The 21,002-nt window shown below is 59.2% G+C and carries 20 protein-coding genes; 9 read left to right on the forward strand and 11 right to left on the reverse strand.

Annotated elements, in window-relative coordinates:
• Position 1 precedes the first annotated feature (1 nt).
• Positions 2 to 1,345, forward strand: a complete 1,344-nt coding sequence (locus K3J57_RS03765; RefSeq protein ID WP_259794094.1) for an MATE family efflux transporter — start codon at positions 2 to 4, stop codon at positions 1,343 to 1,345.
• Between the two features lie 223 nt (positions 1,346 to 1,568).
• Here K3J57_RS03765 and arsC read toward each other — a convergent pair whose 3' ends face one another.
• The 3 genes from arsC to K3J57_RS03780 are packed head-to-tail and all read right to left on the reverse strand — an operon-like array spanning position 1,569 to position 3,306.
• Entirely contained in the window at positions 1,569 to 1,910 is a 342-nt protein-coding gene (arsC, locus tag K3J57_RS03770; protein WP_259797179.1) for an arsenate reductase (glutaredoxin), read from the reverse strand.
• Entirely contained in the window at positions 1,907 to 2,971 is a 1,065-nt protein-coding gene (locus K3J57_RS03775) for a quinone-dependent dihydroorotate dehydrogenase (protein WP_259794095.1), read from the reverse strand. The genes arsC and K3J57_RS03775 overlap by 4 nt, the downstream gene beginning before the upstream one ends.
• Positions 2,968 to 3,306 (reverse strand): DUF952 domain-containing protein, encoded by a 339-nt coding sequence (locus K3J57_RS03780; protein ID WP_259794096.1) that lies wholly within the window; start codon positions 3,304 to 3,306, stop codon positions 2,968 to 2,970. Before K3J57_RS03780 ends, K3J57_RS03775 begins: the two co-directional genes overlap by 4 nt.
• A gap of 142 nt (positions 3,307 to 3,448) precedes the next feature.
• On the opposite strand from K3J57_RS03780, the gene K3J57_RS03785 reads away from it, so the two are divergent.
• A complete protein-coding gene (locus K3J57_RS03785) occupies positions 3,449 to 4,276 on the forward strand; it encodes a bifunctional allantoicase/(S)-ureidoglycine aminohydrolase (RefSeq protein WP_259794097.1) in 828 nt (275 codons plus the stop codon).
• Positions 4,277 to 4,293: 17 nt separating this feature from the next.
• On the opposite strand, the gene K3J57_RS03790 is transcribed toward K3J57_RS03785, so the two are convergent.
• The 3 genes from K3J57_RS03790 to puuE are packed head-to-tail and all read right to left on the reverse strand — an operon-like array spanning position 4,294 to position 6,946.
• The gene (locus K3J57_RS03790) at positions 4,294 to 4,965 is read right to left on the reverse strand and encodes a GntR family transcriptional regulator (RefSeq protein ID WP_259797181.1); all 672 of its coding nucleotides are present in this window, start codon (positions 4,963 to 4,965) and stop codon (positions 4,294 to 4,296) included.
• A 47-nt stretch (positions 4,966 to 5,012) separates the two neighbouring features.
• Positions 5,013 to 5,534, reverse strand: coding sequence for an ureidoglycolate lyase (locus tag K3J57_RS03795; protein ID WP_259797183.1), 522 nt, complete (start codon positions 5,532 to 5,534; stop codon positions 5,013 to 5,015).
• Positions 5,531 to 6,946: an allantoinase PuuE gene (gene puuE / locus K3J57_RS03800; RefSeq protein WP_259797185.1), complete on the reverse strand. Its 1,416-nt coding sequence runs from the start codon at positions 6,944 to 6,946 to the stop codon at positions 5,531 to 5,533. The genes K3J57_RS03795 and puuE overlap by 4 nt, the downstream gene beginning before the upstream one ends.
• Before the next feature lie 243 nt (positions 6,947 to 7,189).
• On the opposite strand from puuE, the gene K3J57_RS03805 reads away from it, so the two are divergent.
• The 5 genes from K3J57_RS03805 (at position 7,190) to K3J57_RS03825 (ending at position 12,961) form a co-directional block, all read left to right on the forward strand.
• Positions 7,190 to 8,746, forward strand: a complete 1,557-nt coding sequence (locus K3J57_RS03805) for a bifunctional metallophosphatase/5'-nucleotidase (protein WP_259797187.1) — start codon at positions 7,190 to 7,192, stop codon at positions 8,744 to 8,746.
• 222 nt (positions 8,747 to 8,968) lie between these two features.
• Complete coding sequence (locus K3J57_RS03810; RefSeq protein WP_259786394.1) at positions 8,969 to 9,274, forward strand: DnaJ family domain-containing protein; 306 nt, start codon at positions 8,969 to 8,971, stop codon at positions 9,272 to 9,274.
• Positions 9,275 to 9,280: 6 nt separating this feature from the next.
• A complete protein-coding gene (locus tag K3J57_RS03815) occupies positions 9,281 to 9,937 on the forward strand; it encodes an SOS response-associated peptidase (protein ID WP_259786395.1) in 657 nt (218 codons plus the stop codon).
• 37 nt (positions 9,938 to 9,974) lie between these two features.
• The gene (locus tag K3J57_RS03820) at positions 9,975 to 11,393 is read left to right on the forward strand and encodes an amidase (protein WP_259797188.1); all 1,419 of its coding nucleotides are present in this window, start codon (positions 9,975 to 9,977) and stop codon (positions 11,391 to 11,393) included.
• A 44-nt stretch (positions 11,394 to 11,437) separates the two neighbouring features.
• On the forward strand, positions 11,438 to 12,961 hold the full coding sequence (locus K3J57_RS03825) for a malonate--CoA ligase (protein WP_259797189.1): 1,524 nt from the start codon (positions 11,438 to 11,440) through the stop codon (positions 12,959 to 12,961).
• Positions 12,962 to 13,126: 165 nt separating this feature from the next.
• Here K3J57_RS03825 and K3J57_RS03830 read toward each other — a convergent pair whose 3' ends face one another.
• The 5 genes from K3J57_RS03830 to K3J57_RS03850 form a co-directional block, all read right to left on the reverse strand.
• Positions 13,127 to 14,473: a glutamine synthetase family protein gene (locus tag K3J57_RS03830; protein ID WP_259797190.1), complete on the reverse strand. Its 1,347-nt coding sequence runs from the start codon at positions 14,471 to 14,473 to the stop codon at positions 13,127 to 13,129.
• The gene (locus tag K3J57_RS03835) at positions 14,473 to 15,282 is read right to left on the reverse strand and encodes an ABC transporter permease (RefSeq protein ID WP_173485491.1); all 810 of its coding nucleotides are present in this window, start codon (positions 15,280 to 15,282) and stop codon (positions 14,473 to 14,475) included. Before K3J57_RS03835 ends, K3J57_RS03830 begins: the two co-directional genes overlap by 1 nt.
• Entirely contained in the window at positions 15,279 to 16,169 is an 891-nt protein-coding gene (locus K3J57_RS03840; protein WP_259776857.1) for an ABC transporter permease, read from the reverse strand. Before K3J57_RS03840 ends, K3J57_RS03835 begins: the two co-directional genes overlap by 4 nt.
• Complete coding sequence (locus K3J57_RS03845) at positions 16,166 to 17,311, reverse strand: ABC transporter ATP-binding protein (RefSeq protein ID WP_259772702.1); 1,146 nt, start codon at positions 17,309 to 17,311, stop codon at positions 16,166 to 16,168. The genes K3J57_RS03840 and K3J57_RS03845 overlap by 4 nt, the downstream gene beginning before the upstream one ends.
• A gap of 84 nt (positions 17,312 to 17,395) precedes the next feature.
• The gene (locus K3J57_RS03850) at positions 17,396 to 18,481 is read right to left on the reverse strand and encodes a polyamine ABC transporter substrate-binding protein (RefSeq protein WP_259794114.1); all 1,086 of its coding nucleotides are present in this window, start codon (positions 18,479 to 18,481) and stop codon (positions 17,396 to 17,398) included.
• Between the two features lie 173 nt (positions 18,482 to 18,654).
• Here K3J57_RS03850 and K3J57_RS03855 point away from each other — a divergent pair, with 173 nt between their 5' ends.
• Both K3J57_RS03855 and K3J57_RS03860 read left to right on the forward strand, forming a co-directional pair.
• On the forward strand, positions 18,655 to 19,314 hold the full coding sequence (locus tag K3J57_RS03855) for a GntR family transcriptional regulator (RefSeq protein WP_259794115.1): 660 nt from the start codon (positions 18,655 to 18,657) through the stop codon (positions 19,312 to 19,314).
• Between the two features lie 107 nt (positions 19,315 to 19,421).
• Positions 19,422 to 20,816, forward strand: a complete 1,395-nt coding sequence (locus tag K3J57_RS03860) for an aspartate aminotransferase family protein (RefSeq protein ID WP_259797191.1) — start codon at positions 19,422 to 19,424, stop codon at positions 20,814 to 20,816.
• The last annotated feature ends 186 nt before the right edge of the window (positions 20,817 to 21,002 follow it).

Below are 21,002 nucleotides of genomic sequence, written 5' to 3' on the forward strand. Positions count from 1 at the left end.
CATGCCCGCACATGATCCTGTGGCCCTGAAACCCGCAACCCTGACCCATCGCCGGGTTCTGAAGTTTGCCCTGCCGATCACCCTGTCCAATGTGACCGTGCCGCTTCTGGGGCTGGTGGACACGGGTGTGATTGGCCAGCTGGGGCAGGCCGCACCAATCGGTGCGGTTGGCATTGGGGCCGCGATCCTGTCTGCGCTGTTTTGGGTCTTTGGCTTTCTGCGTATGGGGACAACCGGGCTGACGGCCCAGGCCCATGGGGCAGGAAATATGGCGGAAGTCGCGGCGATGCTGACACGTGGCCTGCTGGTGGCGCTTGTTGCGGGGGCGGCCCTGATTGTGTTGCAAGTGCCTCTGATCTGGGCTGCCTTCCAGATTGCGCCCGCCTCGGACGAGGTTGAGGGGCTGGCGCGATCCTATCTACAGATACGGATCTTCGGAGCGCCTGTCGCGATTGGGATCTACGCCATGACAGGCTGGTTGATTGCGCTGGAGCGCACCCGCGCGGTGCTTGCCCTGCAGCTTGTGACAAATACGGTCAATATCTTGCTGGATCTGTGGTTTGTGCTGGGGATGGACTGGGGGATCGAGGGGGTGGCGCTGGCCACGCTGATGGCTGAATTCCTCGGCTTTGCACTTGGCCTGTTTCTGTGTCGCGAGGTGTTTGCCCGCCCTGGATGGGCTGACCCGCGCCGGATCCTTGATCCCGTGGTTCTGAAACATATGGCCGCAGTCAATTCCGACATTCTGATCCGGTCGCTTCTGCTGCAGGCCATTTTCATCAGCTTCATGTTCTTTGGAGCAAAGCTTTCCGATGTGGAACTGGCCGCCAACCAGGTGTTGATCCAGTTTGTCTATGTCACGGCTTATGCGCTGGACGGGTTTGCGCTGGCGGCAGAGAGCTTTGTCGGGCAGGCGGTGGGACGCAGGCAGGTGCATTTTCTACGTCGGGCCTCTGTGATGACCAGCTGGTGGGCCGCGGGCGTTTCGCTGGTGCTGGCAATGATATTCTGGCTGGCAGGCCCCTGGGGCATCGCCACCATGACCACGGCTCCCGATGTGCAAGCCACCGCTGGCACCTATCTGATCTACATGGTGTTTGCCCCGCTTCTTGGCTGGCCGAGCTTCATGTTGGACGGGATCTTCATTGGGGCCACACGCAGCAGGGAAATGCGCAACATGATGGCGCTGTCCGTGGTGATTTATGCACTGTCGCTTGCGATCTTGTTTCCCTTGCTGGGCAATCACGGGCTTTGGCTGGCCTTGCTGATCAGCTTTGTTGCACGTGGGGCGACGCTTCTGTGGCGCTATCCGGTGTTGGAGCGATCGGTCAGGCCGGTGGTTTAAAGTGTTTCGGCTTTAGCCTGAGGTGGGGAAAGCTGGAAACGCCGTAAGAGAGATTTGCCCTGGGCGTTTCGGAATGAACATGTGTTTCAAGTCTATTCCGAACCGCTTTTGGGCGCGGGTGGGATGTGACCTGACGGTCACCGCCTGCGGCGGGCGGGGGCCTCGCTGCGCTCGGCCTGTCTTATGCCTCCGGCGCGGATATTTCTGACCAGAAAATGGCAGCTCAGAGGATATCGAGAACGCTTTCCGGGGGGCGGCCGATGCGGGCGGCTTGATTTGCAAACACAATTGGACGTTCGATCAGGATCGGATGAGCGGCCATGGCGGCGATCAGGTCGTCGTCTGACGTGTCGGCAGACAGGTCCAGTTCTTTGAAAATCCCCTCGCCCTTGCGCATCAGGTCAAACGGGCGCAGGCCAAGGGCTGCGCAGGCCGCTCGGATTTCGTCTGCGCTGGGGGCATCGTCGAGATATTTGCGAATGTTCACCGCGGTGCGCTCTTCTACCAGCGCCAGGGTCTGGCGTGATTTCGAGCAGCGGGGATTGTGCCAGATTGTAACGCTCATAGCCAGTCCTCCCGCCCGGTGCCAACCGCTTCGCTGACCTTGGTGAAACCATCCCGTGCCAGCAGGGTATCGAGCCCGCGGGCCACCTCTTCCACCAGGCTGAGGCCCTGATAGGCGAGCGCGGAATAAAGCTGCACCACAGAGGCACCTGCACGGATCTTGGCATAGGCCTGTTCGGCAGAGGAGATGCCGCCCACGCCGATTAGCGGCAGTTTCCCATCGCTCAGTTTCGAAAGCCGGGCCAGCACCCTAGTGGACTTTTCGAACAAAGGCGCGCCGGACAGGCCGCCCATTTCACCCTTATGGGCACTTTTCAGACCATCACGAGAAAGCGTGGTATTGGTGGCGATCACCGCGTCGATCTTGACCTCTAGTGCCACCTCGACAATTTCGGCCAGTTCCGCATCGCTCAGATCGGGGGCGATTTTCAGGAAGACGGGGATGTATTTGTCGAGACCACCCCGCACCTCCTGCACACCGCTGAGCAACCCGCGCAGGGCGTCGGCCCCTTGCAGGTCACGCAGTTTTTCCGTGTTGGGAGAGGAGACATTCACGGTTGCGAAATCGAGATGCGGCCCGCAGCATTCCAGCACTTTGGCGAAATCAGCAGCGCGATCTTCGCTGTCTTTATTGGCGCCAAGGTTCAACCCCACGGGCACTGGGCTGCGGCGATCCCGGCGGGCGAGGCGCGTGGCTGCGGCGTCCATACCTTCATTGTTGAAACCGAAGCGATTGATAACAGCCCGATCTTCGGTCAGGCGAAACAGCCGTGGTTTCGGGTTGCCGGGCTGGGCGCGGGGGGTGATGGCGCCGACTTCGACAAAGCCAAATCCCGCTTGTGTCAGCTGTGACACCGCCTGTGCGTTCTTGTCATATCCGGCGGCAAGGCCAACCGGGTTCAAGAGGTCCATCCCACAGAAACTGGTCTTGAGACGGTCGCTGGTCACATCGCCCGCAAGGGGCACAACACCTGCGCGCAGGGCCAACAGTGACAGCGAATGCGCGCGTTCCGGGTCGGTCTGATGCAACGCCTTGAGGGCCAGTTTCTCGACAAGGTTCATTTCATTTTCTCCGGGAATTCATGGCCGTTCGGGCCAAGTGGGAGGGAGGTTTGCCATTGGATTTCGGACAGGGCGAGGTCGCGGTAGAGATGCGGAAACAGATCGCCGCCCCGCGACGGCTCCCATTTCAGAGCGTCCCCCATGGCCTCTGCGTCAAACGCCACCAGAACCAGCCCGTCTTCGCCTTTGAAATGCTTGGCGGCGGTTTCCCGTGCCTGTGCGGCGGTGGAAAAGTGGATGAACCCGTCGGCAAGATCGACAGGGGCACCACTGGTCTGGCCGGCAGTTTGAAAAGAGGTCCATTCCTCGGCCCGAAGGATTTTGTAGATCAACATGCGCTCCACATGCCAAGTGGCAGCGCGCCCGTCAAGCGAGCCGTGTTGGTCTGAGGGGGCATTTGCGCAGGAATGGGCTTTCGGGTGGCCGGTTTTTTGTTAACAATGGGCGCATCGCCCCTGTTTCTTGAGGTCCAAGCCCATGTCCAAACCCAGCTATTACTCTCCGAAAGGCGGGTTGCCGCCGCAGACCCAGTTATTGACAGACCGCGCCATGTTTACCGAGGCCTATGCGGTGATCCCGCGCGGAACGTTTTCGGATATCGTGACCTCGAAACTGCCGCATTGGGACGGGGCGCGGTTTTGGGTTCTGGCGCGCCCGATGTCGGGCTTTGCCGAGACCTTTTCGCAGTATATTGCCGAGGTGGTTCCCGGAGGAGGGTCAGACCATCCCGAGACCGAAGCAAATGTAGAGGCGGTGCTGTTTGTGGTGGAAGGCACCATGCGGCTCACCCTTTCAGGCGACAGCTATGAACTCACGGAAGGTGGTTATGCCTATCTTCCACCGGATGCGGTCTGGAGCGTGCGTGCCTGTGGATCGAGCCCGCTGCGCTTTCATTGGATTCGCAAGAGTTATCAGCGTGTTGACGGGATTTCCCCGCCCGAAGCCTTTGTGACGAATGAACAGGATCACACGCCGATACCGATGCCCGATACAGATGGTGCCTGGGCCACCACGCGTTTTGTCGATCCCGAAGATCTGCGCCATGACATGCATGTGAATATTGTCACGTTTCAGCCCGGTGGCGTGATCCCCTTTGCCGAAACCCATGTCATGGAGCATGGGCTATATGTGCTTGAAGGGAAAGCTGTTTACCGGCTCAATCAGGATTGGGTTGAGGTCGAAGCTGGCGATTTCATGTGGTTGCGCGCCTTTTGCCCGCAAGCCTGTTACGCGGGGGGGCCGGGACCCTTCCGCTATCTCCTTTACAAAGATGTCAACCGCCATATGGGGTTGCGGCAGGTCTGAGGTGGTTCTGGGGCAGGTCAGGGTTGCAGGATCTCTTCCAGGGGCACTTGCTTTTCCGACAGGCGCGAGAAATCCAGATCGGCCTCAAGATGAGACAGGTGGCGTTCCATTTCCGCGATCAGTTGCGCTTTGTCCCGAGCGGCCAGTGCGGCCAGAATGCGGCGGTGTTCGTCCCGGTCGCAATGGGACGGGCCGTTATGGCCGTAAAGCCCGATAATCAGGGCAGAGCGCATGGTCAGGTCGGTAAGGAAGCGGGTCAGAACACTGTTTCCCGCAACGTCGGCGATGCGCAGGTGAAACTCTGACGACAGGCGCAGAATTTGTGTCTCATCACCCGCGTCCCGCGCGGCGTCCTCGTTGGCGATAATTTCCGCCAATGCGGACAGATCCGTGTCTGTTGCATGATCGCATGCGGCTGTCACGATGGTTCGCTCGATTGCGCGGCGGGCCTGAAAGACGTCTTTGGCATCCCGGGGGGAGGGCGAAATGACAAAGGCCCCGCGATTGGGGATCAGATCAACCACATTCTGTGCCGCAAGTGAGGCCAGCGCCCGGCGCACATTGGCCCGGTTGCAGGTGAAAATATCACTGAGCAACTGCTCGCCCAGCTTGGCCCCCGGGGGCAGGCGGCGTTCGGCAATCGCTTCGAGAACACGCTGTTCGATCCTGTCTTCGATGCTGATTTTCATGTGACCCCCGCCAAACCGTCGTGTTTTCCCTTGAAATTGCGCCCCTGCTAGCGCCCCGAGCCCTTTTTTGCAACGCTTTGGGCCGGGGGCAAGATGATCCAGGGGATCTTGAACAGATGTTCTTCGAGGTTCAGGGCCGGGCCAATATGATCCACCACCGCATAAAGCCCCTGCGCGTCGATCGGGGCCAGAACCCCGTGCCAGGTGCCGCGATGCAGATTGATTGCCTGTTCCGGCGCCATCACGAAGGCGCGTGGCGTGCCTGGGCGGCCGCCTTTATCCGGGCAGACGGTGATCAGAAGGGGCACGCCATTGAGGGGGATGAACGCCTGCGATCCTTCCGGGTGCCGCTCGACCAGATCCAGACGATAGGGAAACCTGCGGGCCTGACCATCAAACAGGCTGATCCCGGCGCGCCCGGTTCCGAAATCCAGCCGGGCCAGATCATGATGCCGGTCACACATTCCGGCATTGATCGGCAGCGGGGCTGTTCCGCGTTCGATCACATCGCCAAACGGGGAAAACAGATCTGCCGTCAAGGGCTGGGCAATGACCTCGCGCGGGCTCATGCCAAGAGGTCCTTCAGGCGAAATTCTGCAATGCGCTCCACCTGTCTGCAAGCTTCCTGAAACTCTGCGTGGCTTGCCTGTTCAAGGCGGCGCCGGAATGCGGCAAGGATTGAGGATTTGTTGTGGTCACGCACCGCAATGATAAAGGGGAAGCCATGTTTTTCGACATAGTCCCGGTTCAGCCGGGTAAAGGTTTCCCGCTCCGCATCGGTCAGAAGATCCAGTCCGGCGGAGGCTTGTTCGGATGTGCTCTCAGCCGTAAGGCGCCCGGCAGCGGCGAGTTTGCCCGCCAGATCGGGATGTGCGTTCAGAACACCCAGACGGTCCTGGTCTGATGCGGTGCGGAAGCTGCGGCACAGGGCGTTGTGCAGACCGGTTGCGCTGTCATGGGCCGGGCCAAGTTCCAACCCATGAGCACGCTCTGCCACCCAAGGGGAATGCTCAAAAATGCCCCCGAAACACTCGACAAACCGGTCCCGGCTCATCTGGCTGGGGCGTTCGAAACGAGAGGGAGGATGGGTTTTGGCCCAATGCTCGGCGATCTCGATCCGGCGCGGACACCAGACCCCGGTATGTGACTGAATGTGGTCGATAAACCGCTTCAGCCCGGAAATTTTCCCGGGCCGGCCCACAAGGCGGCAATGCAGGCCAACAGACATCATCGAGGGGCGCCCGGCGGTGCCTTCGGCGTAAAGCGTATCGAAACTGTCGGTCAGGTAGTCTTCAAAATCCCGCCCTGTGACCCAGCCGGGGGCGGTGGCAAATCTCATGTCATTGGCTTCCAGCGTATAGGGGATGATCAATTGGTCCCGTTCTGCGAAGCTGCGCCAATAGGGCAGGTCATCGTCGTAACTGTCTGAAATATAGTCAATCCTGCCGTCCTCGGCGACCAGCCGCACGGTGTTGGCCGAACAGCGCCCGGTATACCAGCCTTGCGGCGGTTCCCCGACCACTTCGCTATGCAGGCGAATGGCTTCGGCGATTTGTGCCCGCTCTTCCGCCTCGGGCATGTCCTTGTGCTCGACCCATTTCAACCCGTGTGAGGCGATTTCCCATCCGGCGGCTTTCATCGCGGCCACCTGTTCCGGGCTGCGCGCAAGTGCGGTGGCCACACCATAGATGGTCAGTGGTATTCCCGCTTCGGTGAACAGGCGGTGCAGCCGCCAGAAACCAGCACGTGCGCCATATTCGTAGATCGATTCCATGTTCCAGTGACGTTGCCCTGACCAGGCGGCGGCACCGGGAATGTCGGACAGGAAGGCCTCGGACGCCGCATCACCATGCAGCAGGCAGTTTTCGCCACCCTCTTCGTAATTCAGCACGAATTGCACCGCGATCCGTGCCCCGTTTGGCCATTGCGGGTTGGGTGGAAACTGTCCGTGTCCGCGCATGTCGCGGGGGTAGCGGTTCATATGTCGGATCCTTTGCGGTCAGGTGGGGCGGTCAGGTGGGGCAGTCAGCGTGAGCCAGAAGGGAATGTCCTACCGATGATAAGGGGATTTTCTAAATTGTTAACAAAATTTTTCTGCCCGCATCGGCCTGGTTTGGGCCTGAAAGGGATCTGCTTGCCGTCGCGGAAGCCATGCCTCGGCTTTGACAAGGTGTCCGACTCGGGCCAGTCTTTCGGCAGATCAAAATTCCAGGGGGAACCTGATATGAAACATTTTCTGACCACCGTTGCCGCTTTGGCGCTGGGCGCGGGTGCCGCTGCTGCGGACTATTCCTTGACCGTTCTGCACACCAATGATTTTCACGCACGGTTTGAACCGATTTCGAAATATGACAGCGGCTGCTCGGAAGAGAGCAATGCCGAAGGCAAGTGTTTTGGTGGCTCTGCCCGTCTTGTTTCGGCGCTGGCCGAGGCGCGGGCGCGGTCCAACAATTCCATTCTTGTTGACGGTGGTGACCAGTTCCAGGGCACGCTGTTTTACACCTATTACAAGGGGAAACTGGCCGCCGAGATGATGAACAAGATGGGCTATGACGGGATGACCGTGGGCAACCACGAGTTTGACGACGGCCCGGAAGTGCTGCGTGGGTTCATGGATGCGGTGACTTTCCCGGTCCTGATGTCAAATGCGGATGTCTCGGGGGAACCCCTCCTGCATGACAAGTTGCAGAAATCCGTTGTGATTGAGCGGGGAGGGGAAAAGATCGGCCTGATCGGCCTGACCCCGCAGGACACGGATGAGCTGGCCTCACCGGGGCCAAATGTGATCTTCACCGATCCGGTTCAGGCGGTGCAGGGCGAAGTGGACAAGCTGACGGCGATGGGCGTGAACAAGATCATTGTGCTCAGCCACTCGGGCTATGGCGTGGACAAGAAGGTGGCTGCGGAAACCACCGGCGTGGATGTGATCGTTGGCGGACACACCAACACCTACCTGTCGAACAGCTCGGACAAGGCAGAAGGGCCCTATCCGACCATGGTGGGCGACACGGCGATTGTGTCGGCCTATGCCTATGGCAAATTCTTGGGGGAATTGAACGTCACCTTTGACGATGCCGGCAAGATCATCGAGGCCAAGGGTGAGCCACTGATCATGGATGGCGCCGTGAGCGAAGACGCTGCGACCAAGGCGCGGATTGCCGAAGCAGCCAAGCCGTTGGACGAGATCCGCAACAAGGTGGTGGCCAGCTCTGCCGAGGCAATTGATGGCGAACGGGGGGCCTGCCGGGCGAAGGAATGCGCCATGGGCAATATCATTGCTGACGCCATGCTGGACCGGGTGAAGGATCAGGGCATCGAGATTGCGATCCAGAACGGCGGCGGTATTCGTGCCTCGATTGATGCGGGGGATGTGACCATGGGGGAAGTGCTGACCGTGCTTCCGTTCCAAAATACGCTCTCGACCTTCCAGGTGGATGGGGCAACCATCGTGGCCGCACTTGAAAATGGTGTGAGCCAGCATGAGGAGGGCGCCGGGCGCTTCCCGCAAGTGGCGGGGATGAGCTTTGCCTTTGATGTGTCAAAACCGGCGGGAGAACGGGTGTCAGACGTCATGGTCGGTGGTCAACCTATTGATCTTGCAAAGCTATATGGGGTCGTTTCCAACAATTACGTGCGCAATGGGGGGGATGGATACAAGATGTTCCGCGATGCGCAGAATGCCTATGATTTTGGTCCGGACCTTGCTGATGTGACTGCTGAATACATGGCTCGGATGGCACCTGTGACACCGATGCTGGATGGGCGTATCACCCAAAAATAAACATCGGAAAACCCTGTTTCGATGACGTTAGGAAGGGCAGGAGAAATCCTGCCCTTTCTTATTGAGGGGACGACCTGGTTGGCGATGTTTTTTGAGAAACTAGAAAACTAGAAAACTAGAAAACTAGTATTCTGGTATTCTCGCCCATCAGATGCCAGCTTTTCTACGCCCTGCACGGGCCCGCGTCTTTGCGATCATCAAAATGCGCGTTAAACTCCCGTCATGGATCACCCGCTCATCGACCTCATCAATCAAAAAATCCGCGCCGCAGAAGAGGCTGGCGACTTTGACAACCTCGAAGGGGCAGGCAAGCCGCTTGATCTGGAGGGGGACCCTGAGGCTGCGCTGATCAACCGATTGATCCGGGAAAACGGCGCAGTGCCGGAGTTTGTGTCATTGTCGCGCCTGTTGCAGAAATTGCGCGATGAACTGGCTGAAACGGGCGACCGGACCCGCCGCCGCGATATCATGAAAGAGATGTCCATGATGGAGGCGAGAATTGACATCGCCCGCAAATCGGTGCGCTAGCAGGCCATGTGCGGGCGTATTGCCACAACTTTGCCCCCGGATGCGATGGCCAGACTGTTCAAGGCGATCCCGTCAAATGACTTGCCTGCACATGAAAACTTCAACGTCTGCCCAACCAGCCAGGTGTCGGTGATTTCATTGATGGGGGGCGCGCGGCGCCTGTCCGCGATGCGTTGGGGGTTTCTGCCATCTTGGTATAAGTCTGAGCGTGATGGGCCGCTCCTGATCAATGCCCGCGCGGAAACGATTGCGGAGAAACCCGCGTTTCGTGCCGCCTGTCGCGCCCGGCGCTGCCTGATCCCGATGGACGGGTTTTACGAATGGTTTCGCGAGGGCAGGGCCCGCCACCCCTATTATGTCAAAAGGGCAGATGGAACCCCCTTGGTGTGTGCCGGAATCTGGCAAGATTGGGGGCAGGACCAGCGCCCCACATTTGCTGTTGTCACCACCCCGGCTCCGCTCCCCCTGTCCCAGATCCACCACCGATGCCCTGTGGTGATTGAGCGTGACCATTGGGGGAAATGGCTGGGCGAAGAAGGTCATGGCGCGGCCCGGCTTATGGTGCCCCCCGAACCGGGGCTTTTGAAAATGCACCCGGTTGGGCAGGAGGTGAACTCCAATCGCGCCTCCGGCCCCGCGCTGATCGAACCAATTGAAAGCTGAAATCGGGGCGTTACACTGCGCAAAACAGGAGGGCAGAATGGCATATACCGGATCAGATCTGTGTGCGATGGAAGCGCATCAGGTGGTGACCTTGCTGAAGGCGCGCAAGCTTTCCCCGGACGAACTGATCTCGGCCGCCGAGGCCCGGATGGATCAGGTGGAGCCCGCCGTGAATGCGGTGCCGGTGCGCTGCTCAACGCGCGCCCGCGCGCAGGCCATGTCGCTCAGGCCCAGCGACCACCCGGGGGATCTTGCGGGTCTGCCAATTGGCATTAAAGACCTTACCCCGGTCGCAGGTGTCAGGTCCACTTTCGGCACCAAGGGGTTGGCCGAGAATGTTCCAGCCGAAAGTGACCCGCTTGTCACACGGCTGGAGAGGCGTGGCGCGCTGGTGATGGGCAAGACCAACACGCCGGAATTCGGTGCGGGTGGGAACACGTTCAATGAGGTGTTCGGCGCAACGCTCAACCCTTATGACACGCGGCGCAACGCGGGCGGGTCATCCGGCGGGGCGGCGGTGTCATTGGCGACAGGGGCGCTCTGGCTGAGCCATGGATCCGATCACGGCGGCAGCCTGCGCACCCCAGCCGCCTATTGCGGGGTGGTTGGATTGCGCACCACGCCCGGCCTGGTGGCCAAATCGTCCCTTACGGGTTTTGTGGGGGAAGGTGTCGAGGGTCCCATGGCCCGATCCGTCACGGATTGTGCCCTGTTCATGGACGCCATGTGTGGGTTCGACCCGCACGCGCCTTTGTCCTTTCCTCCGCCCGACGCCCCGTATCAGGACGCTATCCAGACACCGCTTGCCCCCCGGATTGGCTGGGCGCCGGATCTGGGGGGCTTTGCGCCTGTGGATGCGGATATGGCGGACCATCTGGCGCGCGCCATGGCTGCGCTGGACCGGATCGGGGCCGAAGTGGAAGAGGCCTGCCCCGCGCTGCCCAATCTGGAACGCACCTATCACCAGCTACGCGGTTTCATGTGGGCGGCGAATTTCGCCAAAGCGCCCAAATCCCTCACACGTCACTTCAAACCCACCCTGCGCGACAACCTTGCCTATGGGCTGTCGCTGGGCGCCGAGGATTACGCCGAGGCGCAATTGGGGCGCTCGCTGATTTATGACAATATGCGGGTGTTTCTCGATCACTACGATGTGCTTGCCTGCCCGGTGGTGGGCAATATGCCTCATGCGCAATCGGAAGAATGGGTGCGGGAGGTCGGCGGACAGAGCCTGAGCGGATATATGGACTGGCTGCGCTTTGCGTTTCTTGCCACCACCGCCGGCCTGCCTGCCATGTCGATCCCGGTGGGGTTTTCCAACGATGGGCTGCCTGTTGGCTTGCAGCTGATTGGCCCGCCGCGCGGAGAAGCGAAGCTCTTATCGATTGCGAAATGGATTGAAGAGGCGCTGGGCGGGCCAAATGGTCCGATTGACCCGGTGACGCCCAGCCGCTAACCCTCGTGCAAACCGCGATAAATTGCCAGATTTCGGAGCCTTTCATGTATGACGCCAACCACCTCGCCCACGCCATTTCCCAAGCTTCCGATGGTCGCCATGATGCCCTGTTCCTGACCGATTTTGCCAGCGGTGCTGAGACCACCTACGGGGCGTTCTGGGCCAATGCCGAGCGGATGGCGGCAGCGTTGGTGCGATTGGGGGTGGTCCCCGGCGACCGGGTTGCTGTGCAGACACCCAAAGAGGTGCCGATGCTGGAGCTTTACGTGGGCACGGTGTTGGCGGGCGCTGTGTTCCTGCCACTCAACACGGCCTATACGGCCGAAGAAGTGCGCTATTTCCTTGGTGACGCCAGTCCGCGGGTGTTTGTCTGTGATCCCAAGCGATTGAATGAGATGACCCCGGTGGCAGCCGACTGCGATGTGGCCCATGTGCTGACCCTTGGCATGGGCGGAGCGGGGAGCCTTGTCTCCGCGCGGGATGCTGAGGAGCCGAAATTTGAGGCGGTGCCGCGCGACGCTCTCGACCTTGCGGCGATCCTCTATACTTCGGGCACGACTGGGCGCTCAAAGGGGGCGATGCTCACGCATCGGGCGCTGGCCTCGAACTCCGAGGTGCTGCGTGATTACTGGCAGTTCACGGACAAGGATGTGTTGATCCACGCGCTGCCGATCTTTCACACCCACGGGCTGTTTGTCGCGACGAATGTCACCCTGATGGCGGGGGCACAGGCGATCTTCATGGGCGGTTTTGACGCCGAGGCGATTATTGAGGCGATGCCCACGGCGACGGCGCTGATGGGGGTGCCGACCTTCTATACCCGGCTGTTGAAGGATCCGCGCCTGGGGGCGGCGGCGAGGAACATGCGACTGTTCGTGTCGGGCTCTGCGCCGCTTCTGGCCGAAACCCATGATCGCTGGCGCGCAGTGACTGGGCATTCGATTTTGGAACGTTACGGCATGACCGAAACCAATATGAACACGTCAAACCCTTACGAGGGTGCGCGCCGTGCGGGCACGGTCGGGTTACCTTTGCCCGGGGTCGAGTTGAAGATCTGCGATCCGGTGAGCGGAGAGGCCCTGCCCACTGGCGAGATTGGAGTGCTCGAAGTGCGCGGCGACAACGTGTTTGCGGGCTATTGGCAGATGCCGGAAAAAACGGCGGAAGAGCTGCGCGCGGATGGATGGTTTATCACCGGAGATCTCGGGTTTGTGGATGAAGACGGCTATGTGACCATTGTTGGTCGTGGCAAGGATCTGATCATTACCGGTGGGTTCAATGTGTATCCGAAGGAAGTGGAAGGTGTGATTGATGACTTGCCGGGCGTGCTGGAAAGTGCGGTGATTGCAGTGCCGCATGAGGATTTCGGCGAGGCGGTTGTGGCGGTTGTGGTGCCTCAGGAAGGTGCCACGCTGAACACGGATCAACTGCGGGCGGGGGTCGAAGGCAAGCTTGCCAAGTTCAAGCAGCCCAAGCGGTTTGTGCTGGTTGAGGCCCTGCCACGCAACACGATGGGCAAGGTGCAGAAGAATGTGATGCGAGAGACCTATAAGGGGCTTTTTGCCTGACCATCTGCAAAGCGTTGCCGGAAATATTTCGTGGACGTCGTCGTTCAGAACCGCATGAGGAGGGGCGCTGCCCCTCTTGATCCCTTCGGGATCAATTCACCCCGGGATATTTTTGACCAGAAAATGAGGGAAGGCAGGAGCGAATAAGCCCTGCCTTCCGCGTTTTTACAGTCGCCCGAGATAGGTGCGGTATTCGATCTGGCTGATTTCATTGGTCAGCTGGGTGATCTCATCCCGGCGCACGGCAGTATAGATGTCGCGGTATTCCTTGCCAAAGATCTTGGCCGCCATATCCGAGTCTGCGAACTGATCCACAGCCTGCGTCCAATCCGAGGTGAGCCGCGCAGCCGGTTCGGCCTTGGGATCATCCAGCGGTAAGGGCAGGGTGGGGTTGGTTTCAAGTCCGTGCAGCATGCCGCCAAGGATCGCGGTGATGACCAGATAGGGGTTCACATCGGCGCCCGCGATCCGGTGCTCAAGCCGGGCGGCGGGGCCGTTCACCTCGGGCAGGCGCACCCCGGCGGCGCGGTTGTCATAGCCCCAGTCCGGCGCTGATGGCGCAAAGCTGAGCGGCCGGTAGCGGCGGTAGGAATTCATGTGCGGGGCAAAGATCGCCGCCAGATCGCGCATGGTGTCTAGCGTGCCCCCAACCGCGGCGCGCAGCGTGTCCGAGGCGCCATCTTCACCATTGTCGAAGATGTTCTTTCCGGTCTTGTCCACGACTGAGGCGTGCAGATGCATACCGTTGCCGGGGAATTCCGCGTAAGGCTTGGCCATGAAAGTGGCTTCCATCCCGTGTTTGCGCGCAACCCCGCGCACGAGCCGTTTAAAGAGCAGGGCCGTATCGGCAGCCAGCAACACATCATCCGTGTGGTGGAAATTCACCTCGAACTGGCCCGGCCCGTATTCGGCGATCAGCGTGTCGGTGGCAATGCCCTGTGCTTCGGAGGCTGAAAGGATTTCGGTCAGGATATCCTGAGTGCGTTCCAGCACTTCGAGGTCATAATTTTGCGCCTCCGGGCTGCGGTCGGGGGGCGTGGGCGCTTCGTCATCTGAGGAGCGGGGCTGGAACAGGTAGAACTCCAGCTCACTTGCCAGCACCGGATGCCAGCCTTTGGCATGGAAGGCATCCACCATATTGGCGAGTTGCTGGCGCGAAGAGAGACCGGAGATGTTGCCTGTATCCGGGTCAATCATCTCCACCTGCACCTGGGCCACATTGCCCTTGGCCCATGGGACCGGTTTCAGCGTGCTGGGAATGGGCAGGATGCGCCCATCCGGGTCACCGACGACAATGCCAAGCCCGGTTTCCGACACTTCTGCGCCCATGATATTGGGGGCGTACGTGGACAGCGGCAGGCGCACCGCGCCCTCGGCCAGTTTCTTTTCGTCGTCGCCGGGCAACCATTTGCCGCGCAACACGGCGTTGAGGTCGCAGAGCATAAGCTCGATCCGTTCAGGCCTGCCATGCTGGTCGCAATAGGCGGCATATTCAGTCAGAAAATCGCTCATCAGTTAGCGTCTCTTTCGTCTTGTTGTTTGCGGGCGATGGCCCGTTTCGAGCTGAGCGAGGCGGCGATGACGCCGATGGTCACAAGCCCGATCATGATGGTCGAAAGGGCGTTGATTTCCGGTGTAACCCCCAGGCGCACGGCTGAAAAGATCTTGATCGGCAGGGTTGTGGATGAGGGGCCGGATGTAAAGGACGCGATCACCAGATCATCGAGTGACAGGGTAAAGGCCAACAGCCAGCCCGAGATCACCGCCGGCAGGATGATCGGCAAGGTGACAAGGCGGAAAGCTTCGAAACCGGTGCAGCCAAGGTCGAGGGCGGCCTCTTCCAGGGATTGGTCGAAGGTGACGAGGCGTGAACTGACGACCACCGAGACATAACACATTGAAAACGTGGTATGGGCCAGCACGATGGTCAGCACGCCACGATCCAGTCCAATTGCGATGAACAGCAGCAGGAGAGAAAGGCCGGTGATGACTTCGGGCATCACCAAGGGTGCATAGATCATGCCAGAGAAGAGTGTTCGCCCGCGAAACCGCCCCGCGCGCACCATGACATAGGCGGCCATGGTGCCCAGCACGGTGGCGATGGTCGAGGACATCACCGCCACTTTCAGCGTGACCCAGGCGGCTTGCAGAAAGGCTTCGTTCTGCATCAGTTCGCCATACCATTTGAACGAAAACCCGGACCAGACGGTGACCAGCTTGCCCGCGTTGAACGAGTAGATGATCAGGATCAGCATCGGGATATAGAGGAAGGCAAAGCCAAGGGTCAGGCTGAGCGCATTGAACCAGCTGAGTTTTCTCATTTGCCAGCCTCCCGCTGTTTTTCTTCGTTTTTCTGAAAGAGGACAATCGGGATGATCAGGATCAGAAGCAGCACCACGGCCACCGCCGAGGCCACCGGCCAGTCGCGGTTGGCGAAGAACTCTTCAAACAATACCTTACCGATCATCAGGGTTTGCGATCCGCCCAGAAGGGCCGGGATAACATATTCCCCCATCGCTGGGATGAAGACGAGGAAGGACCCCGCGATAACACCTTGTTTTGACAAGGGAAGCGTGACCAACCAGAAGGCTGAGAGGCGGGAACAGCCAAGGTCTTCAGCCGCCTCAAGCAGGCTTTCGTCCAGTCGCTCCAGCGCCGAATAGATCGGCAGCACCATGAAAGGCAGGTAGGTATAGATGATGCCGATATAGACAGCGGTGTTGGTGTTGAGGATGATCAGCGGTTCGCTGGTCAAGCCCAGCCCCATCAGAAGCTGGTTCAGGAACCCCTCATTCGACAGGATCGCCTTCCACGAATAGACGCGGATCAGAAACGAGGTCCAGAACGGCAGGATCACCAGCATCATCAGCGTGGGGCGCCATTCGTCCGGCGCGCGCGTCATGCCATAGGCAATCGGAAAGCCGACCAGCAGGGTCAGAATGGTTGAGGTGATGGCAATCTTGAGGCTCGACAGATAGGCCTTCCAGTAAAGGTCGTCTTCGGTCAGCCAGACGAAATTCTCCATGTCCAGTCCGGACCACCACGCCTTCACCCCGGCCCAGCCTTCGCTGATATCCAGCTGCGGCGTGTAGGGCGGGATCGACAATTCGGTGTCCGAGAGAGAGATTTTCAGAACGATCAGGAAGGGCACCAGAAACAGCACCAGCAACCAGGCATAGGGGATTGAGATCAGGGTAAACCGTTTCATGACACCAACACCACACCTGCCGTATCGGTGAAGGACAGCCAGACTTCCTGTTCCCAGGTGATCGCCCGGCGGGCGATGCGGCGGGTGTTGGCGGCCTGCGCCTTGATCAGGTTGCCATCTGCTGTTTCGATCACATAGGTGGACATGTTGCCAAGATAGGCGATGTCATGCACGCGGCCCCGGATCGCATTGGTCACACCCTCGGGGCGCTCCGTTGAGATATTGAGTTTTTCCGGTCGCACGGCAAGGGTGGCACGGGTGCCCAAGGGGATTTCCTCGTGGGCAATCCCGATCAGTTCCTGCTGGCCGGATGCCCAGCTGAGTGTCGCGTGATCATCACCTGAGCGGGTGACATTCCCTTCGATCAGGTTCACATCCCCAATAAAGTCAGCGACATAGACCGACCCGGGCTCCTCATAGATTTTTGACGGCGTGTCGACCTGAATGATCTTGCCGTGATCCATGACCGCAATTCGACTGGCGACCGTCATTGCCTCTTCCTGATCATGGGTCACGATCACAAAGGTGGTTCCAGTTTTTTCCTGGATATCCATCAGTTCGAACTGGGTGTCCTGGCGCAGCTTCTTGTCCAGCGCCCCCAGCGGCTCGTCCAGAAGCAGAAGTTTCGGGGCCTTGGCAAGAGAGCGTGCCAGCGCCACCCGCTGCCGCTGCCCGCCCGAAATCTGATGCGGTTTGCGCGAGGCGAATTTGTTCAACTGAACAAGGCTCAGCATCTCTTCGACACGTGCCTCGATCTGATCCTTCGGCATCTTGTCGCGTTTCAGGCCGAAGGCGATGTTTTCGGCTACGGAAAGATGGGGAAACAGAGCATAGCTTTGGAACATCATGTTCACGGCGCGCTTGTTCGGCGGCACCGGGGCGATGTCCTGCCCATCCAGCGAGATGACCCCTTCGGTCGGGTTTTCGAACCCGGCCAGCATCCGCATCATCGTGGTCTTGCCGCAGCCAGACGGACCAAGCAGGGCAAAGAACTCGCGCTCGTAAATATCGATGGTCAGATCGTCGATCGCGGTGAAGTCACCGAAGCGTTTGGTGACATTCTGAAACTGGATGATCGGTTTTGCGTCCGGGTCGTTCCAGGGTGCAAAAACAGGCGCCAGGGCAGGGGCGGCGTCAGACATGGGCGTTCCTCGGGGAAAATAGGGAAAAGCCCTCTGCGCCGGACCACGGGATCCCCGCTGGACGGGGCGCAGAGGGGAAGGGGCTTAGGTGCCCGATTTGATCTTGGTCCAAAGACGGGTGGCAACCCGCTGAACCTTGGACGGGTAGGCGCGTTTCACATAGAGGTTCTCAAGCGCCGCCGGGGTCGGATAGATGGCCGGATCACCGATCACATCTTCTTCGAGGAATTCCTGCGAAGCCAAGTTGCCATTGGCGTAGTAAACATAGTTCGACGCGGCAGCCATGTTCTGCGCATCCATGATGAAGTTCAGGAACTTATGGGCCGCGTCGGGGTTCGGCGCATCTGCCGGGATGGCCATCTGGTCGAACCACATCAGCGCCCCTTCCTTCGGAGCGTTATAGGCGATTTCGACCCCGTTCTCGGCTTCGTCCGCGCGGTCGCGTGCCTGCAAAACGTCACCCGACCAGCCGAAGGCCACGCAGATGTCACCATTGGCGAGCGCGTTGATATACTCCGAGCTGTGGAACTTCTGGATATAGGGGCGAACCGGGGCGAGGACCTCTTCGGCGCGCTCGATCACGGCCTTGTCATTGCTGTTGGGGTCTTCCCCCAGATAGGTCAGTGCCGCCGGGATAACTTCGTCCGGGGCGTCCAGCATATGCACGCCACAGGTGGCCAGCTTTTCCATATTGGCGGGGTTGAAGATCAGCTCAAGACTGTCAATCGGGGCATCCTCGCCCAGCACTTCCTGAACTTTCTGGACATTCACGCCCAGCCCGGTGGTGCCCCACATGTAGTTGACGGAATAGGCATTGCCCGGATCAAACTGCGCGGTGCGATTGGCGATCACATCCCACATGTTGCCCATGTTGCTCAGTTTGGACTGATCCAGCGGCTGGAAGACACCCGCGGCAATCTGGCGTTCCATGAAGGAGGCGGTTGGGACCACAACGTCATAACCCGATCCGCCGGCCAGCATCTTGGTTTCCAGAACTTCGTTTGAATCGAACACGTCGTAAATCAGTTCGATCCCGGTTTCCGCTTCGAATTTTTCCAAAAGCGCTTCGTCGATGTAATCCGACCAGTTGTAGACGCGCACTTCCTCGGCTGAGGCTGCGCCGGCGATCAGCGCCAGAGCGGTGCTGAGCTTGAGCATATGTATATTCATTTTTGTCTCCCTGTGGTGGGGGTGCGTTGACCCGCTGATTGCTATTTGATCAAAAAAAAGCTGTTCGCGCAATATGGTAAAATTTCATACGCCGCGTTACTCTGTCTGTGAGAGTGGGCTGCAAGGCCAAAATTGGCAAAGATATTATGCCGTTGGAAGTAAGGGAGAGGGGTGTGACAGAGCAGACCGTCAAGTTACCGGACCACCAGAAAGTTTACCGCAAACTGCGCGAAATGATTCTTTTTGGCGAGCTTGCACCGGGCCAGCCGGTTACCATTCAAGGCTTGGTGGCTGAGCTTGAGGTGGGGATGACGCCGGTGCGCGAAGCAATCCGTCGACTGACGTCGGAAGGCGCTTTGGTCTTCAAGGGAAACCGCCGGGTTTCGGTGCCGCAGCCCGATCTGAAGCAATGGGATGAAATTGCATTCGCCCGCATGGGGGTTGAGCCAGAGCTTTCCCGCAAGGCGGTTGAAAACATGGGCAAAGAAGACATTGCACAGCTGGTATCGCTGGATGACCGGGTGAATGCGGCAATCGACCGGGGGGATGTCCGGGGCTATCTTGAGAACAATTATCGCTTCCATGCCTACCTATATGAACGTGCCGGTGCAGATGTGCTTTTATCTATTGCCAACATGCTCTGGCTACGGGCAGGCCCGTCGCTGCGTGTGGTGCTTGGGCGCTATGGAACCGCAAATATGCCGGATCATCATGCTGAGGCGCTTGAGGCGTTGAAGGCAAAGGACGCAGAGGGGGTGGCGGCCGCCATTCGCGGGGATATCGAACAGGGAATCGCCCAGGTGCGCGAGCATCTGCTGGCGGAAAAGAAATGATCATATTTCACCTCCCCCGTTGACATGTAAAATTTTGATCATATTCTGAGGGCAGCTTAGAATGACACGGCCAGAACCGGTCTGATCTGGCCAAAGGAGTGCCCTGAATGACAAAAATTACGAATCATCTACCCACTGCGGAACTGCAGGCCATCGACGCCGCCCACCATATGCATCCCTTCACCAATGGGGATGAACTGGCCCAAAAAGGCGCACGCATCATCACCTCTGCCAATGGTGTTTACCTGAAAGACAGCGAAGGCGAGGAAATCCTAGATGCGATGGCCGGTCTGTGGTGCGTTAATATCGGGTATGGCCGCGATGAGCTTGCCGAGGTGGCTGCCCGGCAGATGCGCGAACTGCCTTACTACAACACGTTTTTCCAAACCACCCATGTGCCCGCCATTGCGCTGGCGCAGAAACTGGCCGAGCTGGCGCCTGGGGATCTGAACCACGTCTTCTATGCCAATGGCGGGTCGGATGCGAACGACACCAATATCCGTATGGTGCGCGCCTATTGGGACGAGAAAGGTAAGCCGGAAAAGAAAACCATCATCTCGCGTTGGAACGCCTATCACGGCTCGACCATTGGCGGCACGTCGCTGGGGGGGATGAAAGGGATGCACGGGCAGGGGGACCTGCCGATTCCCGGTATCGCGTTCATTGACCAGCCCAACTGGTGGGCAGAAGGTGGCGATATGGAGCCTGAGACCTTTGGTCTGGCGCGCGCCCGCGAACTGGAGGAGAAAATCCTTGAGCTGGGCGAAGACAAGGTTGCCGCCTTTATCGCTGAACCGGTGCAGGGTGCAGGTGGTGTGATTGTTGCGCCAGACAGCTACTGGCCTGAAATTCAACGGATTTGCGACAAATACGACATTCTGCTGATCGCTGATGAGGTGATTTGTGGCTTTGGACGCACTGGTGAGTGGTTCGGGTCGCAAGCCCTGGATATTCGCCCCGACATCATGACCGTCGCCAAAGGTCTTTCGTCAGGCTACGCGCCGATCGGGGCGTCGATCGTGTCGGACGAGGTGGCCAAAGTTCTGGATGCCTGCGAATTCAATCACGGCTACACCTATTCCGGTCATCCGGTGGCCTGCGCGGTGGCGCTGGAAAATCTGCGTATTCTCGAAGAAGAGGGCATTGTCGACCATGTGAAAAATGTGGCCGCGCCTTATCTGGCCGAGAAATGGCATTCGCTCGCCGACCACCCGCTGGTGGGAGAGACCAAGATTGTTGGCCTGATGGCGTCGCTTGCACTGACCCCAAACAAGGACACACGCGCCAAGTTTGCCTCTGACGCGGGCACCGTGGGCTATATCACTCGCGAATGCTGCTTCGGCAACAACCTGATCATGCGTCATGTCGGGGATCGGATGATCATTGCTCCGCCCCTGGTGATCACCACGGATGAAATCGACATCCTGATTGACCGCGCCCGCAAGTCGCTGGATGAGGCCTATGAAAAGGTCAAGGCGCAGGGTCTGTTTGTTGAAGCCTGATTGCCTGTGCCTGATTGCCTGTGCTTGATTGCCTGTGCCTGAATGTCGGGGCCTGCTAATCTGGACTGACCTAAAGTGTTTCGCCTTATTATTGGGACACAATAATGAGGCGAAACGCTCGAAACCTACTGATGTTGCGGGCGTTTCGAAATCAACTTGTGTCTCAAGTTCATCTCGAAACGCTTT

The organism is Aliiroseovarius crassostreae, from assembly GCF_025137635.1.
In the GTDB taxonomy this organism is placed as follows: Bacteria; Pseudomonadota; Alphaproteobacteria; order Rhodobacterales; family Rhodobacteraceae; genus Aliiroseovarius; species Aliiroseovarius crassostreae.